The sequence below is a fragment of the Leptothoe sp. LEGE 181152 genome (assembly GCF_032906605.1).
In the GTDB taxonomy this organism is placed as follows: domain Bacteria; phylum Cyanobacteriota; class Cyanobacteriia; order Phormidesmidales; family Phormidesmidaceae; genus Leptothoe; species Leptothoe turfae.
This window is the reverse complement of record NZ_JASATU010000032.1, coordinates 274155-289266: the sequence shown is the minus strand read 5'-3', so window position 1 is coordinate 289266 and position 15112 is coordinate 274155. Positions and strand designations below refer to the sequence as shown.

Below are 15112 nucleotides of genomic sequence, written 5' to 3'. Positions count from 1 at the left end.
ATTAGGTAGGGGGTATCTAGCTGATGTTCGACGATCAGTGCGCTGAGAAATTGGGCATGTGCCAGAGAGAGAATACAACGGGTGTATCTATATATTGATGCTTTGGGGAATATTCTTGGGTAATAGATATTCGTAGGCGGGACGATTGCGATTTCGCTGGTAGATCACATCTGTGATTTCTTCTAATCGATTCTGGAAACATTCCAAGGGGGCTTGTACTTGAGTGTCTTGAAAATGTCCCTTTTCGTACTGGCCTAACTCTGTAAAATGCACGGAGCCAAGCAAGTGCAATAGCTTGAGCTGTTCTTGGGCTTGGTTTAAAGGCGGTAACAAACTCAGGTAATCTTCTTTTGTGGTCTGTTCTCCCAGATTTAGTAACTCATCATAGCCAGCGGTCGGCATTGCTGGGGTGAAGCTCATGATGTCCTTTTGGGGAAAGTTCACAGCAGCGTGTTGAGCACTGGCGGTAAAAATAATTAGAGTAATGGCATCAATGAGATACGTCAGGGTTTGCAGCAGCGTTTGCAGTTGTCCCTCAGTTTCACCAAACTCTATGACGCGACCGCCATCATAAGCAATGAGTTCCTGTGCCCAGGCTTGCAAATTAGCGTCTTGCTGTACAGCAGCGTCATCGGCATAGTACAGCTTGAGATAGTCCTCTACCCAATGGTGGATGGCGTCCCAAATTAAGATGCCGTCATCACGGTAGGGGTAGATGGGTAGGCTGTTTGTGTCGTCTACACCGCGCTGTTGGAGCTGCTTGGGGAACATGGCGGCATTGAAGCCATAGGTTTGTACCCCCAGGACGGCAAATACTCGGGACGCATCGATGGTTGCTGAGAGAATTTTGTTAACGCCACCACCGGCAGCAATCAGCTTGGCCTGGGCTTCGTTGTTGATGGCCAGCATGCCTTGGAAGTGGGGGCGCAGGAGGAGACTGAGGGGATGATTGTCGGGTAGCTGGCGGTGGGTTGCGATCGCAAATGGCCCAATGAACAAATGAGTCCGCGCCAGATGGGTAACTGCCTCATGGAAGTTCGCATCGGCAACCTGCACAATGGTCTTAGCGCAGAGCCATGCATAGGGATTGGAGTTGGGTGTATGGATGGGAAAATCATTAGGGTTTTGCCCACATTGAATGGCCACCGGACGCAGACGACGATCGCCCACATCGGCTTTCGGTACAGCAAATAAAGCTAGGGGGGCGTAAAGATATTTCTGATCGGCGGGAAATGAGCCATTGATTGCCCCCTCTAGAATGGCGTAATCCGTCAGGTATACACGTCCCTCGGCATAGGCCTCTGTCAGAGAATCCGCTGCTCCCATGACGGCTTGATATTGAGTCTCTGTGATCGGCAGCCGTGCCTCAGGTTCTGTCAGTCGCTGTAGCATGACCGGGTTAGGCCCCGCTACCCGCATGGATGCAAATACCTCATCCTCCTCATAGGTATAAGCGATAGCAGGTAGATCAATGGTTTGGAATAGCTCCTGAAAATCTTTGATGTCATCCCCTTTACCTTTAGGAGAGTCCAGTATTAATTTTTGCTGTACGTTAGCTGCAAAATCTCGGAGGAAATCAGCGCTGACACTTTTGATAATGTCTGTGATCAGATCTTCAATCTCTTCTACATTGATAGATAATCTGCCGAATAAGAGTCTAGGGGTATATTTTGCCCCTTGCCAGAGAATCTTTAAGCGAGAAAAACCTTTATAATCTACCAATGTTTCCTTAACCGTTTCTATCAGAAACATTTTGACATCATCGGCTGCTCCAGATTTACCCTGATCTCCACGATTAGCAATAATGGTGTTAACGAGTAGTTCAAAACCAACCTTGGCCACTAACAACCGCCATCTAGGAGCAAACTCCTCCTCTTCTGACAGTTTGTCTACCATGGCCACAGGTGGGATATGGGTATAGTTATACTGATATTGCTGCTTTTTTTCTTGCAGATTTTGATTTTTATAGCTTGCAGTCATTATAGTCCCCCTCAAAAAATGAGTTGTTTTCTGCAAACACCCATTGATTGATGAAAGTATGGAGATCTGAAAGGTCTCCTGAGAACAGGCTTCCAGATCTTTAAATACACTTTATTTAGCCCATATTCCGCACTTAAATTGATATATTCAAATCCTCTTGAGAAAATCTATGTATTAAAGGTTTTCAGGTGTCAGAAGATTATTAATGTATGTAAAACAGTGGGATGTGAGATCAGATAAGGAACTCATTAAGAGCTCAAAATACTGTTTTCACGAGTGTTTATGTCAAGGATGTGAGGGCAACACACACATGACAAGTTATTCAGTAGTCAATACCTATCTAGCCAAAGTATAAGCATTCAGCTGTGATTTGTATCAAAATGTTGCAAGGTCGCAATAAAGTCCGAGGTACTAACTGACCCATGGTTACCGTTCATCCCAACGAAAGCGATAGAAGAAGTAACCATCCTGGAAAGCTTGTTCATCTAGAACATGATGGATCCAGTTTTCATTGATTAAACGTTGACCAACAGTGACGGCATCTGGTCGAGAAATCTTTAGATGAGCTACTAGCCAATCTACAGCTTCACTGCCGACAAAACATTGCGGATAGCTCTTGAGATGAAACTGACGTTCTTTAATATGGATGCCGCCAACGTTTCTCATTGCCGCAACTAACTCTTGTAAATCCAGAGTAAGCAGGGGACTCACCTTTTCCACAGTCTTATCGTGATACCAGAGGGTGATGGTATCGTACTCTTCGACAAGAATCATCGGTTGGCCTTTAAGTTCTAAAACCTTTTGTCGAGCTTTTTGAATAGCGGTTGACCGATCTTGCTGTTCGTAGGTTTCACCTTTGATATAGAGCTTGCGCTGATATTCTAGGCCCGGTATCTGAACAATTTGGTTGCCAATGCGACTATTCAGGGTGCAAAAATCAACTTGTTCAGCTTGAAGTATAAACATAGATGGCTCCTGATAATCATGGGGGTTTAAAGAAAATGCCTCAGTTTGAGTGAAAGATAATGTCTCTACTGCTGTGGGAAGCCACAAGATGGTTGGAGCAGTGAGTGTTGAATTAAATCCTAACGAACTACTATAAACTGAGTTGTTGGATCTGTTGTTGTAAGCGAGTCAGCCTTTGACTTAAGTCAGGATTGTGACGTGTTTGAAGAATGCGCTGGATGCGATCGCACATCAAACGATGGTGCCGTAGGGTAGTTTCTCGATCAGCTTCTAAGCCATACCGTTTCTGATTAATTTGGTCTTCTGGCAAGCCATAGAAAACGCCACTATCGGTATACTGAAGACTGCCCTCAAATAAATCAAAAATACGAGCGTTCCCCGTAATTGGCCCCTGAGCGTCTTGACAGCCATAAACATGCAAACTGAGAAACGGCTCACGACCAGGGTTGCCCATGTGGTGAATTAAACTATGGTCCACTAGGTGAACCATGCCAGGGCTATAGTGAGCCGGTTGTAAGGTGTATAAGACTCCTTGCGTAAAGGTGTAGATGAAATGTTCTGCGGCCCCAAAGCATTGCACCGCGCCCCATTGGGTGGCTCCATGATCGTGGATAGCACTAAAATCACCAGGCATCCAGGACATCACCATGATTTCAAAATGCCCACCGTCAAAGACGAGCTGACGACCATAGCTATCGGTGACAGGATGATTAAAATCAGCCCACGGCATCAAGTCTTGGGCTGAAATGTCAGCCTTTACGACCATGGTTTGAATGTCTTCAGGGGTGAAATCAGGTGTTTCTTGAAGACTATAAATCAGTTTTTGCAGATTAATGGGGTAGGTGGCAATGGATATATCCGTTGACGCTGGAAAAGCAGCTTGAATCATTTCAAAAACCTCAATTAGGTCTAACAACAGAATGCAAACCTGACGAATGTTATTATTCGACCGTGGGCGAATGCCCTCAGTGCCTCAACTAAGGGCATGGTATCGAGTCGAAATTATTCAAGAATGAGAGAACTCTAAAAAGTAACTATAGAAATTCCTGATGGAACCTAAGTGACTCCTAAGAGCTGGATAAAATGCACTGCATGATAACAACGTCATGCCAGGTGTCATTCATAAAGCCAATCTCTTTTTGAATACCAACGATGTCAAATCCGTAGCGTTGATGAAAACGAATGCTGCCTTGATTAGCCGCTAAAATTTTAGCCACAATGTGGTGATAGCCATAGTCTTTAACCTTCGCCATGAGGGCCTTTTGTAACTCGCTACCATATCCTTTGCCGGTGGCTGAAAAACTTAGATAAGTAGAGGTTTCGCAACAGAATTGGTAGCCGATGCGATCGCTATAGCGTTTGATAATGCTCCAACCGATAACGCTGGACCCTGCATCAGCCACAATCAAGGCTTCACGGGGGTGCATTTTTTGGACGATTGCCTGAATATCCTGTACTGTCTGAGGTTGACCATCCATGGTGATACCGCCATGGGCAATGGCTTCATTGTAGATAGATGCGATCGCGGCATAATCTTGAGGTTGTACTGGACGAATATTCAAAACCACTGTGTCAGCCTGAATGATTTTAGACATCACGCTACTCCAACCATTGTTGAGGAGTCAATCTGCGCATCAGTGCGTTTGGCATAGTCCAGCATCCAGCTAATCAAACGATCCATCACCGGTTGCCCGGTTAATAGTTCCAAACGGGCAAAGCCACCAATATTACCGGCATTAATTTCGCTAATATGCCAGGTACCGTCATCATCCAACAAAAAGTCATAGCCCAGGGTACGCAACCCTAGTGCCTGATACTTGCCCACAGTACGGTGGATGGCATCCACCTCATCAGTTGTAATATCCGCCAGGGTACACCCCCCATCGCTGCTGACATTATTGACCCAGTGACCACTTTGAGAACGGCGTAAATAGCTGCCATAAATTTCGCCGTCTACCACCACCACACGTTTATCTCCAGCGTTGGTGCGCGATAGATATCGACAGAATTGAAGCGGTTCAGTTTGATTAGTCTGTAGCTGCGCCATGACAGCCGCAAATGTCGACCATGATTGTTTCCCGGTCACAATATTGTCAACATGAAAAGTCCCATCCCCATACCAGATTTTGAAAACACCCCGCCCGCCACAGCTGTTGGCCTGTTTAGCAACGATGACTTGAAACTGCTCAAAAAATGCCAGCGCTGTGGTCCAGTTGGCTGTAACTATGGTTTCAGGGATATAGTCCCGAGCAATTCTCAGTAAAAACTCAGATTTCATCTGTTCTTTTTTGCCCGATGGTCGATTGACAAAACGCACCACCTTTTCCCAGGTGACTAAGGCATCTAAATACCCTATGGGAAAGGGCTTGAGGGTACGGCAAAAGACCACATCAATGTCGTGTAAGCTAAGCCAGTGTTGAGCGTGCTCGCCTAGCTTTAAAAATGCTTTATAGGGTAAGTCTCCGACTGATGGGGCTGTTTGCACTTGCGGAAACTGGCTGGTAAACACCTGGGGTGTGGGAATGTGGTAAAAATCTAACTTGGGATCGAGAGAAAGCTTTTGGTAAAAGGTGGGGACATCCAGCGGAGGACTGCCATATTGTGTGGGGTCGCAAATACTCAGAAGTTTCATAGATACTTGAAAGGTCTTTAGCTAAAGAACCGTATCAAGATGAAGATAGCCTTTAAGGGCTATGATCAAACCCTGAAAAATTTCGAAAATCAGCAGTTTTGCTGGACAATGCCTTAAAAATTGTAATTTTTAGTTGAGAATCAGCTCACTCTAATTTAGGCTTGCTTAGATAGCGATCAGGTTTATATTGTTCTTGTTAACATGCATCCTGCTAACGTTCTTTTGATCCTGGCCTTCGCAGATGGTGCACTGATGGTGTTTTCCCTAAGTGGTTCGATCAATAGTTAGATGATCGAGGGAGACGTCTATGTCCAAATCATATTCCATCACAAAGTTACAGAACCATGCAACGGGTTCGACCATTTGTAGTTTGCGCCAGCGTAACCCGATGGTGCGACTCAAGCTTAAGTCAGTCATAGATACATAGGTGATGGCGGTCAGATCTGCCCAAACAGGCATGATGCTCATGCCCATGCCTACCTGAATCAGGGAGATGACCCATTCTTCATTGTTGGAAGAATAGACAATGTTTGGCTGGATACCCGCGTCTGCAAACAATGTGTCATAAGCTCGCCAAAATTCACAATTAATGCGCTCAATATAGGGCTGTCCATCTAAATCTCTAAGGCAAGCACTTGTAGCTTTAGCTAAGGCATGATCACGAGGGACCGCTAAGGTGAGGGGTTGATGAAATAACAATTGAGAATTTTCATCGCTATCTTGTTCCTGTAACCAGGTGATGGCTACGTCAATTTTTCCCTGCTCTAGCCAATCTTTTATATCTTGCAAATAGCCGTTTAAAACAACCACCGTTACATTGGGATATTGCTGCCGAAATGCGCCAATAAGTTTGGCAATATGATGGCTGCGTAATGTATGTAGCGTGCCAATGCGTAATGTAGGCTGCTCTTTTAGTTGTTGTAAATCCTGACGTGCAGCTTGATAGGCCGCCAGAATAGATTTAGCACTTTCCTGAAATCGCTGACCTGCAGGTGTTAATAAAGTGCGCCGCCCACCTCGTTCAAATAAGATGACATCTAATTCTTGTTCTAGTTTTTTGATGCCCGCAGAGAGAGAGGGTTGGGATACATATAACAGCTCTGAAGCTTTAGTAAAGCTCTGAACGTCTGCAATGGTTAAGAAATACCGAATCTGGTAGAGATCCATAACTATAGATACCGTCTATCGGTTCAATCAGAAAAAACGCCTTGTTGAGTTTTGGAAACCGCTTGATGATAGTTCCTGAAGTGAATGAAACGCAAGTTGTTATTAATTTGAGGCTACCATGGCACATCTGCAAAATCTTAACGAAGCAGGGGTTGCATTACAAGGATATGATCCAGTTGCATATTTTTCTAATCAGCCTGTTGAAGGCGATGCCAACATTGCTGTCACCTATGAAGGTGCAATCTATTACTTCAGCAGTGAGGGCAATAAATTAATCTTTGAAGGATCTCCTCAACAGTATGTTCCTCAATATGGTGGCTTTTGTGCAGTTGCTGTGTCCGAAGGTAAAACATTTCCCATTAATCCCCATGTCTATTCGGTAGAAGATGGTCGACTATACCTTTTCTATAATGGCAAGCTAGGTAACACAAAGCCCCAGTGGGAGGCTGATGCAGACATGCGTAAAGCCAATGCCGATGAGCACTGGAAAAATGGTGATTTGACCGTAGTATACCCCACAGTAGAGTACTAGAAATATGGATTATGGTGCAGATGCAGCGTTTTCAGGTTCCTCCATTACCATATCCATCGTTGTTTTTGGCTTTTTACTCTGTCCTCCGAGGCTGGCGATTAACACCCCAACAATCACAATTGCTAATGTTACAACCTGAATGGAGGAGGGACGTTCTCCATTTAATAAGAATGCATAGGTGACACCAAAAATAGGAGACAGTACCGTTAAACGTCCGATGGTGCGAGAATCTAAGTTGTTAATGGATGCATACCAAAGAAACTGGGCAAATACAATTACAATCAATGAATAGATTGCCATGAGAATCCACAGCTGACCACTAAAGGCATCTCCAAAGTGATCTGGACCAAAGAGGCGTATAGCGATAAAGAAAAAGAGAATTGACGATATAAAGTTGCGTGAAAATACAACAACGGGTAATGTGGCGGTTTTGGCAATCATCAAACGATTGACCAAGGAGGTGGCTGCAAATACCACTGTCGAAAGCAGAATATATAGATCACCTTGATTAACTTGGAAATTGCTAGTTTTCAGGGCAATGGTGATGACGCCAACTACAATGAGAGAAAACCCCAACCATTCGAGGTTGCGAATCTTTTTACCCAGTAACATAGCACCGACTAAGGCAAATAAAACAGGTCCCAATCGCCCTAGTAAGACAGCATTCGTGACCGTGGTGTATTGCAATCCGGTAAAAATCAATCCAGATAGTAGTGTGGCTAAACATCCATTCAGGATGAGTCCTGCCATGACCATCGGCTTGAGCGCTTTGAAGTCGTTGAGAATATTGCCAAAGCCAAACCAGAAGCCTACCACCAGTGAGGCACAAAAGTTGCCCACAAACAGCACATTACAGAAGGATATTGCATCAGCAATGCCGCCGCTCAAGACAGCTGCCTGGGCTACTAAAAAGGCAATCAGGGATGGACGCGATGCAGCCAGGGCACGGGAGGCCACCAGCATGATTTTGGGGTTGGCAAAGTTGGGTTGGTGAGCCGGAATTTCACTCATTACAGGAAGTTAGGATCGGTGACAGCTTAGGCAAGAGTGTACTAAATTCCATAGGGTTAGAGATGAGCTAATGCTGAACTGAGATGAAATAATGCCAGTAGTTAAGCTTATATTTTGTGAGCGATCGCAAAGGATATAGTTTGCTCAGTTTAGGGGTGTTTTAGACCATTCATACAGAGTCAATAAGCTGAGCAATGTTCAGTCTATGATCAACACTTAGTGAGTGTAGAGTGCTAGCTAGACCCATGAGCCGAAAATGGATTCGCTATCAATGGTTTCAGGATATCCCCCGTAACGTAACGCGGCGTGAGTATGAGCAATACCAGTTGCGTAATTTCGCGACCATTGCTTTGGGGGGCATGGCCGCATTGATGGCCATTGGTGGGATATCTGGACTGACGCTACAAACGTCGCGGAAACTGGCTGAGATTGAGGCAATGTCAGTTGAGGATGCCGTTGCCTATGGGGGCGATCGCATCGAGCTGATCCAACTAGAGGGCTATCTGGTGACGGATGACCCTTTGGTGATGCCAGATGATGAGGCCCAGAAAGTGATTCGCGGTCGGGTGAATCTGGTGGCCAGAGCTGACACGGACTCTGATACGACAGACCCCGAGGCACTTGTGCGGCGAGAAACGCTGTTTGAGTGGGAAGAGACAGCAGCGTCTGTCTTGTTGTCCGATGGCGATCATCGTATTCCCTTAGCCTTTGACCTGGCTGTGTTGCCGATGGAAGATGATTCTTTTGGATTCTCTCCTCGTAAGGTTCGAGAGGGAGAGTCTTCTAGAGTTAGCCGTCCTGTTGCGATTGAATATGGTGATGAGGTTTATCCATTACCTTTAGAACAGTGGGGGGAGGTGGATAGTGTGTTTAAGGATTTTGAACGAGAGACATTGCCCTATGGACAGTCGGTAGTAGTCGTTGCAAGTTTGGAGACAACGGTTGACGGTAATCGACTGATTGATCCCCTAGGTAATCGGTTACAGGTGCTGATGGGGACTGGAGAGGAGATTCGTCGGGAAGGGCAGCAGGCGCGAGTGATGTTTTTGCTGTTACCGATACCGTTAGGGTTTGCCAGCTTTAGGCTGGGAAAATCAGCGCGGCAGTTGCGACAAGGGTTTATTGAGCGGTCTAACCAGTAAAGAGGACTGCTGCACTACCGCACGAACTAATGGGATAGTTGCCTAGTCAGTATTGATAGGCCATACTGGTTGACCTTGTAGAATAGATGTACTTTCGAATAATTCGATCAGTACGTGATTGGGTGCAGACATTCATGTAAAAATTCTATGTCACGCTAGTTCCAGTTGATTTGAGAAACGACAACTGCTGTCAGAAACTGCGTTGATTGTTATGCTAGATAAGAACTTGGTTGGACGACACCATATTCTCCGGTTGTGAGAATCGTATTACGATGTGTCGTCGGTTTTAAGAACCATTGACTTTTTGCTATTGACGCTGTGATTAAGGGGCTGATGAAACGACTTTACAGGATTATTCTGAGCTGTGTGCTGCTAGTGGTATTAACTCTCTTTGCTCCAATCCATGCTGAGGTGGCTGCTCTAACAATAGAGCCTGTTATAACCGAGGCCAAGGCTGGGTTTCAGAAACCGGATGTCGATGCGTTGAAGGCCATGCTGACAGAGCAACAGTATGCCGTTACCCAGCAAGATGACACCGAACCGCCCTTTAGAAACGATTACTGGAACAACAAAAAGCCAGGTATCTACGTTGATGTGGTATCTGGAGAACCGCTTTTCTCGTCTCTAGATAAGTTTGCATCGGGGACAGGCTGGCCCTCATTTTTTCAACCGCTTGAATCTGTCAATGTTGTTGAGCGAAAAGATCGGTCATTTTTCATGGTCCGGACTGAGGTGCGCAGTCGCCAGGCTGATTCCCATCTGGGGCATGTTTTTGAGGATGGGCCAGCACCAACGGGGCGGCGTTACTGTATTAATTCGGCGGCGTTACGCTTTATTCCATTGGTTGATCTAGAAACGGAGGGATATGGTCAGTACGTTGCCAGCTTTGAGGCTGATGATATCTAGCTGTCCATGGAGTCTAAGTAACGAAACCCTCTTAAATTCATTTGCTTGTAACCAACGCCCGCTAAGGCAGCTGGGGTAGTCATCTAGAAGATAGGACCATCACTGATGCGGCTACTCCGCCTGCCAAGGACAACAACCAAAATAGTTTGATGATTTGAGGATTCGTTGGGTTACCCCGCAAGAAGCCTGGATGTTTGACTAGCATTGTAGTCGAGATACTTGCTGCCGAACTTGCCTTCGAGGTAAGTCTCTTCGGGAAGAATGGCTGTGATCTGGACAAGTAGGCAAGAAAGCGTTGTTGGATTAAGCTTACCCTGCCCACAGACAATCCCCTGCGCTAGGCTTTCAACACATTCTGCCATGCCTTTGCTGCTACCGCCTTTGCATCCATTTCGATCAAGTTCCCGTGTGCAATAATGATACGTTCAAATTCCCACGAGAGAATTTTTTCTAGCCCTTTTCTCACGATCTCTTTGTTACCCCATCCCAGCTGATATTCAGGCGCGGGTTTAGGGGTGTTCCACATGTGGAATACGGCTTTCCACCAGAATTTCAATAGAAGACCTGCTTCATGCGTATAATTATCGCCAATGTTCTCCAATAGATCCACAAGAATGAGTGTTCGGGTTGGTTTGTGGAGAAAGGCGACTTCGTTCATAATACGTGTGCCTTGGATAACGACCTGCTCGAAATCTAACGCCCAACGCGGATCGGGTCGGTTTCCCAAGATCCAGTCAAAACTGAGATCAGCGCGTTTCTTTTCCAGACCTGGGCAGAGAAAGGTTTCAGCGTTGGGGTAATCGGCTTGGAGGTCGGAGACATGGAGGTGGTGAAAGTTGCCGGGGGCAATAATGTAAGCGACTTCGCCGAGTTGATCAATTTCTGATTTGAGGAGTGCATCCAATTTGCACGGGCTATGTAGCCACAGTTTGCCATCGTTTAGCCTCACTATGGTCATACGGCTGAAGAGATCTATTCCGCCGAAACGGATGCCATACTCCACAATGTAAATCGTGCCCGGAACATACTCATCTATTGAATAGGCCATGATGGCGATCCCTCAGTCGGTTTTTCATAGCGATGCCGAAACTCACTTGACACATTCACGGCTTCATATTCGAATTCTTGCACTCCGAGACTTGGTACGGCGCTGCGTGTTAAAGCAAGTCTCTCCCGAACTCCTTACTGGTGGCGTATTTCAAATTTCTTTCGGAATGAAGTTCGAGGAAGATGGCCCAGTTCTTGTTCCCGAAACTGACTCAGCGAGCGAGCGTGTGATTGGTCAGCTAGTTGCAATCATCTACAACAGTATGATTGACGGCACTTGGGCGCGGTTCAAATGCTGTGCGCTGCCTACATGTGGTTGGGCTTATTACGATACGACCAAGAGTCGGACTAAGCGCTGGTGTTCGATGCGAACTTGTGGAGCTCGAAGCAAGGCTAGGCGATATTACGAACGGCCTCGATAGTTGATTAGGTGGCTGACAGCAATTTATCCTGCGTGCTGATGTTTGGTTAGATCTTGCACCCTGCGCGATTGTTCTTCCGTGGCTTCCGAGACTTTATCACATAGCACCAAGCATTTGTACTATTACTGCGGAGGAACTTTGGAGTTCAACGGCGGTAGTAACTTTAGCCTCTTATCAACTGCTTACGCTCCGCCGTTGCAACGCAGTGTTGGGCTGCTGATAAATACAGGTGGAGATTTAACCCTCTAGAAGATTAGAGGTTCAACCTTTGCTTGCACCTCCTCAATCAGTTCTTCTGGTACAGTTTCAACGAATTGAACTTTACGAGCTTTCCAATCCAGACACTTGATTTGATCAGCAAGTACCACCCCTTGAACCTGTAGCCCAGGTGGTAAAAGAACTTCGAAGGGATACCCTTTCTGCTGTCTAGTAACAGGCATAAACAGTGCTAAGGAGCTTTTAACGTTGTAACTACGAGGCGAAACCACCAGAGCAGGTCGATGTCCTCGCTGTTCATGCCCTTTAGTTGGATCAAAGTCTAGATAAACAATATCTCCTCGCCCTGGCGTATAGCGTTCTGTTGGATTTACCAAGCTTCATTCCCCACAGCCACACCACTTTCCACCTCAGAATGCAAATTTTCTGGTGTAATACCAGCGACTAATTCCTCCAAGGAATAACGCCTACGAGGTTTGGGTTTGACTACCAAGTTACCATCAAGCACCATAAGCTCGACTTCAGTACCTTCAGTTATCTGAATTTCTTTGACAATGTATTGGGGAATCCGAAGAGCTAAGCTATTACCCCACTTAGCAACCATTGCAACCATAGGAGCTCCTTGCATCTAGGGCGTTTAAACTATCACAATCTAATCTTTTAGATGTAGATACACTGTATCTACATCATAGTCGCTGATCACAATCTTTGGCAATAGTTAAAACGCATCAAACATGAGGCTCGAACTGCCTACAATCATCTAAAAGGTTTACTTACAGTATTGCTGAAGCTGTTCACTGTATGCCACCAAATTCATGTACCTCATGATGCTGACCATTGAAATGATCACGGCAACAGTGTTGATAGCCCATAATATCTTGGCTCTATGCCAAAACCTGATACACATACTAAATCCCAGTATCAAAGCTGTTGTTAACCAAATTATCCACATGCTGAGTGCGGTGAAAAGCTCGCCAACGGTATCACAGTCTGGAACAAATATGCTTGAACCTGTGTATTGGTTGGGCGCAAGCAAAAGCGCCCAAAATGCCCACCATAGCAACCACAGTAGCAGAGGAATCTGAAGCAGAAAAGGTGTTCCGGTGCAGCGAGGTTGTTATGTCGCGATAACTAGCTAAAAGCAGGAAGACAAAATTAGACTCAAGATGAACTTCAGTGGCAGAATTATGCAATTGCTTGCTGCTGCTGCTGCTTTACGAACGATAAACCTGCAGTTAGAGCTTGTAGGCGATCATCCATCCAATGATCATTGGGAATAAGTTTGTTGATTCCCAGCGTTTCTAACCGACGTTTAACTTTACCCGTTGCCCCTACGACAAGTACCTCTCGACCCTCTTCGGTGGCTTCTTGAATGGCGTTTTCGATGGCTAAAGAAGAAGTGACGCCTAAAACCGGAACTTCTCCGAGGTCAACAATGAGTACATCATAGGAGTCAATAGCATCATGCTCTCGGGAAATAGCCTTGGCTACGCCAAAAATCATCGGTCCACTGAGATGGAACAGTAGCACCCGACCATTGGCTGAATCTAACACCTGCTGTTCTTCCGGTGTCATCACAATTTGGTCATCTGCATCCGTAATCGCTTTTACCGATTCAGATTGCATTTCATCTAGACGGGCAATGGTCAGAATATTGGCAATAAACACACCTACGCCGACTGCTACCATCAAATCAACAAAGACCGTCAGTGCCACGACGCTATAAACAATTCCAGCTGCCTTCCAGGAAATCCGATGAACTCGCTTAAGAAAACCCCAGTCGATGATATCGATGCCCACCTTTAAGACAATGCCGGCCAACACTGCTAATGGAATTCCTGATGTCAAGGGAGCCGCCCACAGTACGACCACAAATAGAATTAGGGCACGGCTAAGGCCAGATAATGCTGTACGGCCTCCGCCTTGAATATTCACGACCGTAGCCGTCGTAGCTCCTGAACCTGCAATGCCGCCACAAAGACCGGTAATGATGTTAGCAATTCCCTGACCAATCAATTCTTTATTGGACTTGTGCTGAGACCGGGTCAAACTATCTGAAACCAAACAGGTTAATAGACAGTCAATGGAGCCGACCATGCCTAGGATCATGGCATTCACAAATATGAGCCTTAAATTACCAGGGGTAAACGTCGGCAGTTGCAAGGTTGGTAAACCTGGCGTGATTTCTCCAATTGTGGCAATGGTGCGAATATCGATATCCCGCAAAAGCGTCAATGATACTAGCGTTCCGATGACCAAAGCCACCAGTTGAGGGGGTACTACTTTCTTGAGATTGTTGGGATAGAAAAACAAGATCACTAAGGTCAGAATGCCTAAGGCTGTTTCCCAGGGATTTAAATTGGCGATTAGACTAGGCAAATTGTTAATCACGCCAATGACCCCACCTTTGGGGGCTTCTTGACCGAGAAAGGGCGCAGTTTGCATAAAGATTAAAATCACGCCAATGCCAGTCATAAATCCTGAAATGACGTTGTAAGGCAGCATCGTAATGTATCGCCCTAGCTTCAGCAGCCCAAAGCCAATCTGAAACACTCCCGCCAGCATGACCACGGTAAACGCCATGGCTAAGCCATTTTCAGGATCGCTGGCTGTGGTTTCAGCAATGACCGCAGTAATAATCACCGTCATTGGCCCCGTTGGCTCAGAAATCAGGCTGGGGGTACCACCAAATAAGGCGGCAAAAAAGCCGACCAAAATGGCCCCCCATAACCCTGCAGATGCCCCAGCACCAGAGGCAATACCCAGTGCTAATGCCAAGGGTAGAGCAACGACTGCAGCTGTCAGACCGCCTAAAACATCGCCTCTAACATTATTGAACTTGATACGATTCGTGATTGGCATAGGTTGCTTTTGGATGAAAATAGGGCGAGTTTGACCTAAACCGAGTGGGACTGAAACTCGCAAAACAGCTGTGTGTCTGCAACATTCAGATGAAGTTTAGCTACTTCATCATCTCCCGTTTTGGCTAAGGTCACAATGCGCAAGTTGCTGCCGCTAGCTTTTTCTAGATGCTGGAAATGAATGGTTAATGAATGATTAACGAGTCAATGGCATGTCAATTAATTGTCTC

At 45.9% G+C, this 15112-nt stretch carries 15 protein-coding genes; 4 read left to right on the top strand and 11 right to left on the bottom strand.

Going from position 1 to position 15112, the window contains the following annotated elements:
- Nucleotides 1-87 precede the first annotated feature (87 nt).
- The 6 genes from QGP82_RS18465 to QGP82_RS18440 all read right to left on the bottom strand — a co-directional run bounded on the left by QGP82_RS18465 (nucleotide 88) and on the right by QGP82_RS18440 (nucleotide 6745).
- The gene (locus QGP82_RS18465; RefSeq protein ID WP_499060624.1) at nucleotides 88-1980 is read right to left on the bottom strand and encodes a lipoxygenase family protein; all 1893 of its coding nucleotides are present in this window, start codon (nucleotides 1978-1980) and stop codon (nucleotides 88-90) included.
- Nucleotides 1981-2406: 426 nt separating this feature from the next.
- Nucleotides 2407-2946, bottom strand: a complete 540-nt coding sequence (locus QGP82_RS18460; RefSeq protein ID WP_163671046.1) for a mechanosensitive ion channel protein — start codon at nucleotides 2944-2946, stop codon at nucleotides 2407-2409.
- 130 nt (nucleotides 2947-3076) lie between these two features.
- Nucleotides 3077-3835 (bottom strand): cysteine dioxygenase, encoded by a 759-nt coding sequence (locus QGP82_RS18455; protein ID WP_499060623.1) that lies wholly within the window; start codon nucleotides 3833-3835, stop codon nucleotides 3077-3079.
- Between the two features lie 178 nt (nucleotides 3836-4013).
- The gene (locus QGP82_RS18450) at nucleotides 4014-4541 is read right to left on the bottom strand and encodes a GNAT family N-acetyltransferase (protein WP_499060622.1); all 528 of its coding nucleotides are present in this window, start codon (nucleotides 4539-4541) and stop codon (nucleotides 4014-4016) included.
- Entirely contained in the window at nucleotides 4541-5578 is a 1038-nt protein-coding gene (locus tag QGP82_RS18445) for an ATP-grasp domain-containing protein (protein WP_499060621.1), read from the bottom strand. Before QGP82_RS18445 ends, QGP82_RS18450 begins: the two co-directional genes overlap by 1 nt.
- A 264-nt stretch (nucleotides 5579-5842) precedes the next feature.
- Nucleotides 5843-6745, bottom strand: coding sequence for a LysR family transcriptional regulator (locus QGP82_RS18440; RefSeq protein WP_499060620.1), 903 nt, complete (start codon nucleotides 6743-6745; stop codon nucleotides 5843-5845).
- A 118-nt stretch (nucleotides 6746-6863) separates the two neighbouring features.
- Between QGP82_RS18440 and QGP82_RS18435 the strand changes: the two genes are divergently transcribed.
- Nucleotides 6864-7277 (top strand): YHS domain-containing (seleno)protein, encoded by a 414-nt coding sequence (locus QGP82_RS18435; RefSeq protein WP_163671051.1) that lies wholly within the window; start codon nucleotides 6864-6866, stop codon nucleotides 7275-7277.
- Nucleotides 7278-7286: 9 nt separating this feature from the next.
- Here the strand turns inward: QGP82_RS18435 and QGP82_RS18430 are convergent, their stop codons facing one another.
- Nucleotides 7287-8288 (bottom strand): DMT family transporter, encoded by a 1002-nt coding sequence (locus QGP82_RS18430; protein WP_499060619.1) that lies wholly within the window; start codon nucleotides 8286-8288, stop codon nucleotides 7287-7289.
- A gap of 245 nt (nucleotides 8289-8533) precedes the next feature.
- On the opposite strand from QGP82_RS18430, the gene QGP82_RS18425 reads away from it, so the two are divergent.
- On the top strand, nucleotides 8534-9430 hold the full coding sequence (locus QGP82_RS18425) for a hypothetical protein (RefSeq protein WP_499060618.1): 897 nt from the start codon (nucleotides 8534-8536) through the stop codon (nucleotides 9428-9430).
- A gap of 333 nt (nucleotides 9431-9763) precedes the next feature.
- Complete coding sequence (gene msrB / locus QGP82_RS18420; RefSeq protein ID WP_163702854.1) at nucleotides 9764-10336, top strand: peptide-methionine (R)-S-oxide reductase MsrB; 573 nt, start codon at nucleotides 9764-9766, stop codon at nucleotides 10334-10336.
- A gap of 337 nt (nucleotides 10337-10673) precedes the next feature.
- On the opposite strand, the gene QGP82_RS18415 is transcribed toward msrB, so the two are convergent.
- Complete coding sequence (locus QGP82_RS18415; protein WP_499060617.1) at nucleotides 10674-11384, bottom strand: DUF4336 domain-containing protein; 711 nt, start codon at nucleotides 11382-11384, stop codon at nucleotides 10674-10676.
- Between QGP82_RS18415 and QGP82_RS18410 the strand changes: the two genes are divergently transcribed.
- The gene (locus QGP82_RS18410) at nucleotides 11383-11805 is read left to right on the top strand and encodes a CGNR zinc finger domain-containing protein (protein ID WP_499060616.1); all 423 of its coding nucleotides are present in this window, start codon (nucleotides 11383-11385) and stop codon (nucleotides 11803-11805) included. The two genes, QGP82_RS18415 and QGP82_RS18410, sit on opposite strands and share 2 nt — an antisense overlap.
- Nucleotides 11806-12050: 245 nt before the next feature.
- Here the strand turns inward: QGP82_RS18410 and mazF are convergent, their stop codons facing one another.
- From mazF to bicA, 3 genes are all read right to left on the bottom strand, one after another.
- Nucleotides 12051-12398, bottom strand: coding sequence for an endoribonuclease MazF (mazF, locus tag QGP82_RS18405; RefSeq protein WP_163671057.1), 348 nt, complete (start codon nucleotides 12396-12398; stop codon nucleotides 12051-12053).
- Nucleotides 12392-12634: an AbrB/MazE/SpoVT family DNA-binding domain-containing protein gene (locus tag QGP82_RS18400; RefSeq protein WP_163671058.1), complete on the bottom strand. Its 243-nt coding sequence runs from the start codon at nucleotides 12632-12634 to the stop codon at nucleotides 12392-12394. Before QGP82_RS18400 ends, mazF begins: the two co-directional genes overlap by 7 nt.
- 572 nt (nucleotides 12635-13206) lie before the next feature.
- Nucleotides 13207-14883, bottom strand: coding sequence for a bicarbonate transporter BicA (bicA, locus tag QGP82_RS18395; RefSeq protein WP_499060615.1), 1677 nt, complete (start codon nucleotides 14881-14883; stop codon nucleotides 13207-13209).
- Between the last annotated feature and the right edge of the window lie 229 nt (nucleotides 14884-15112).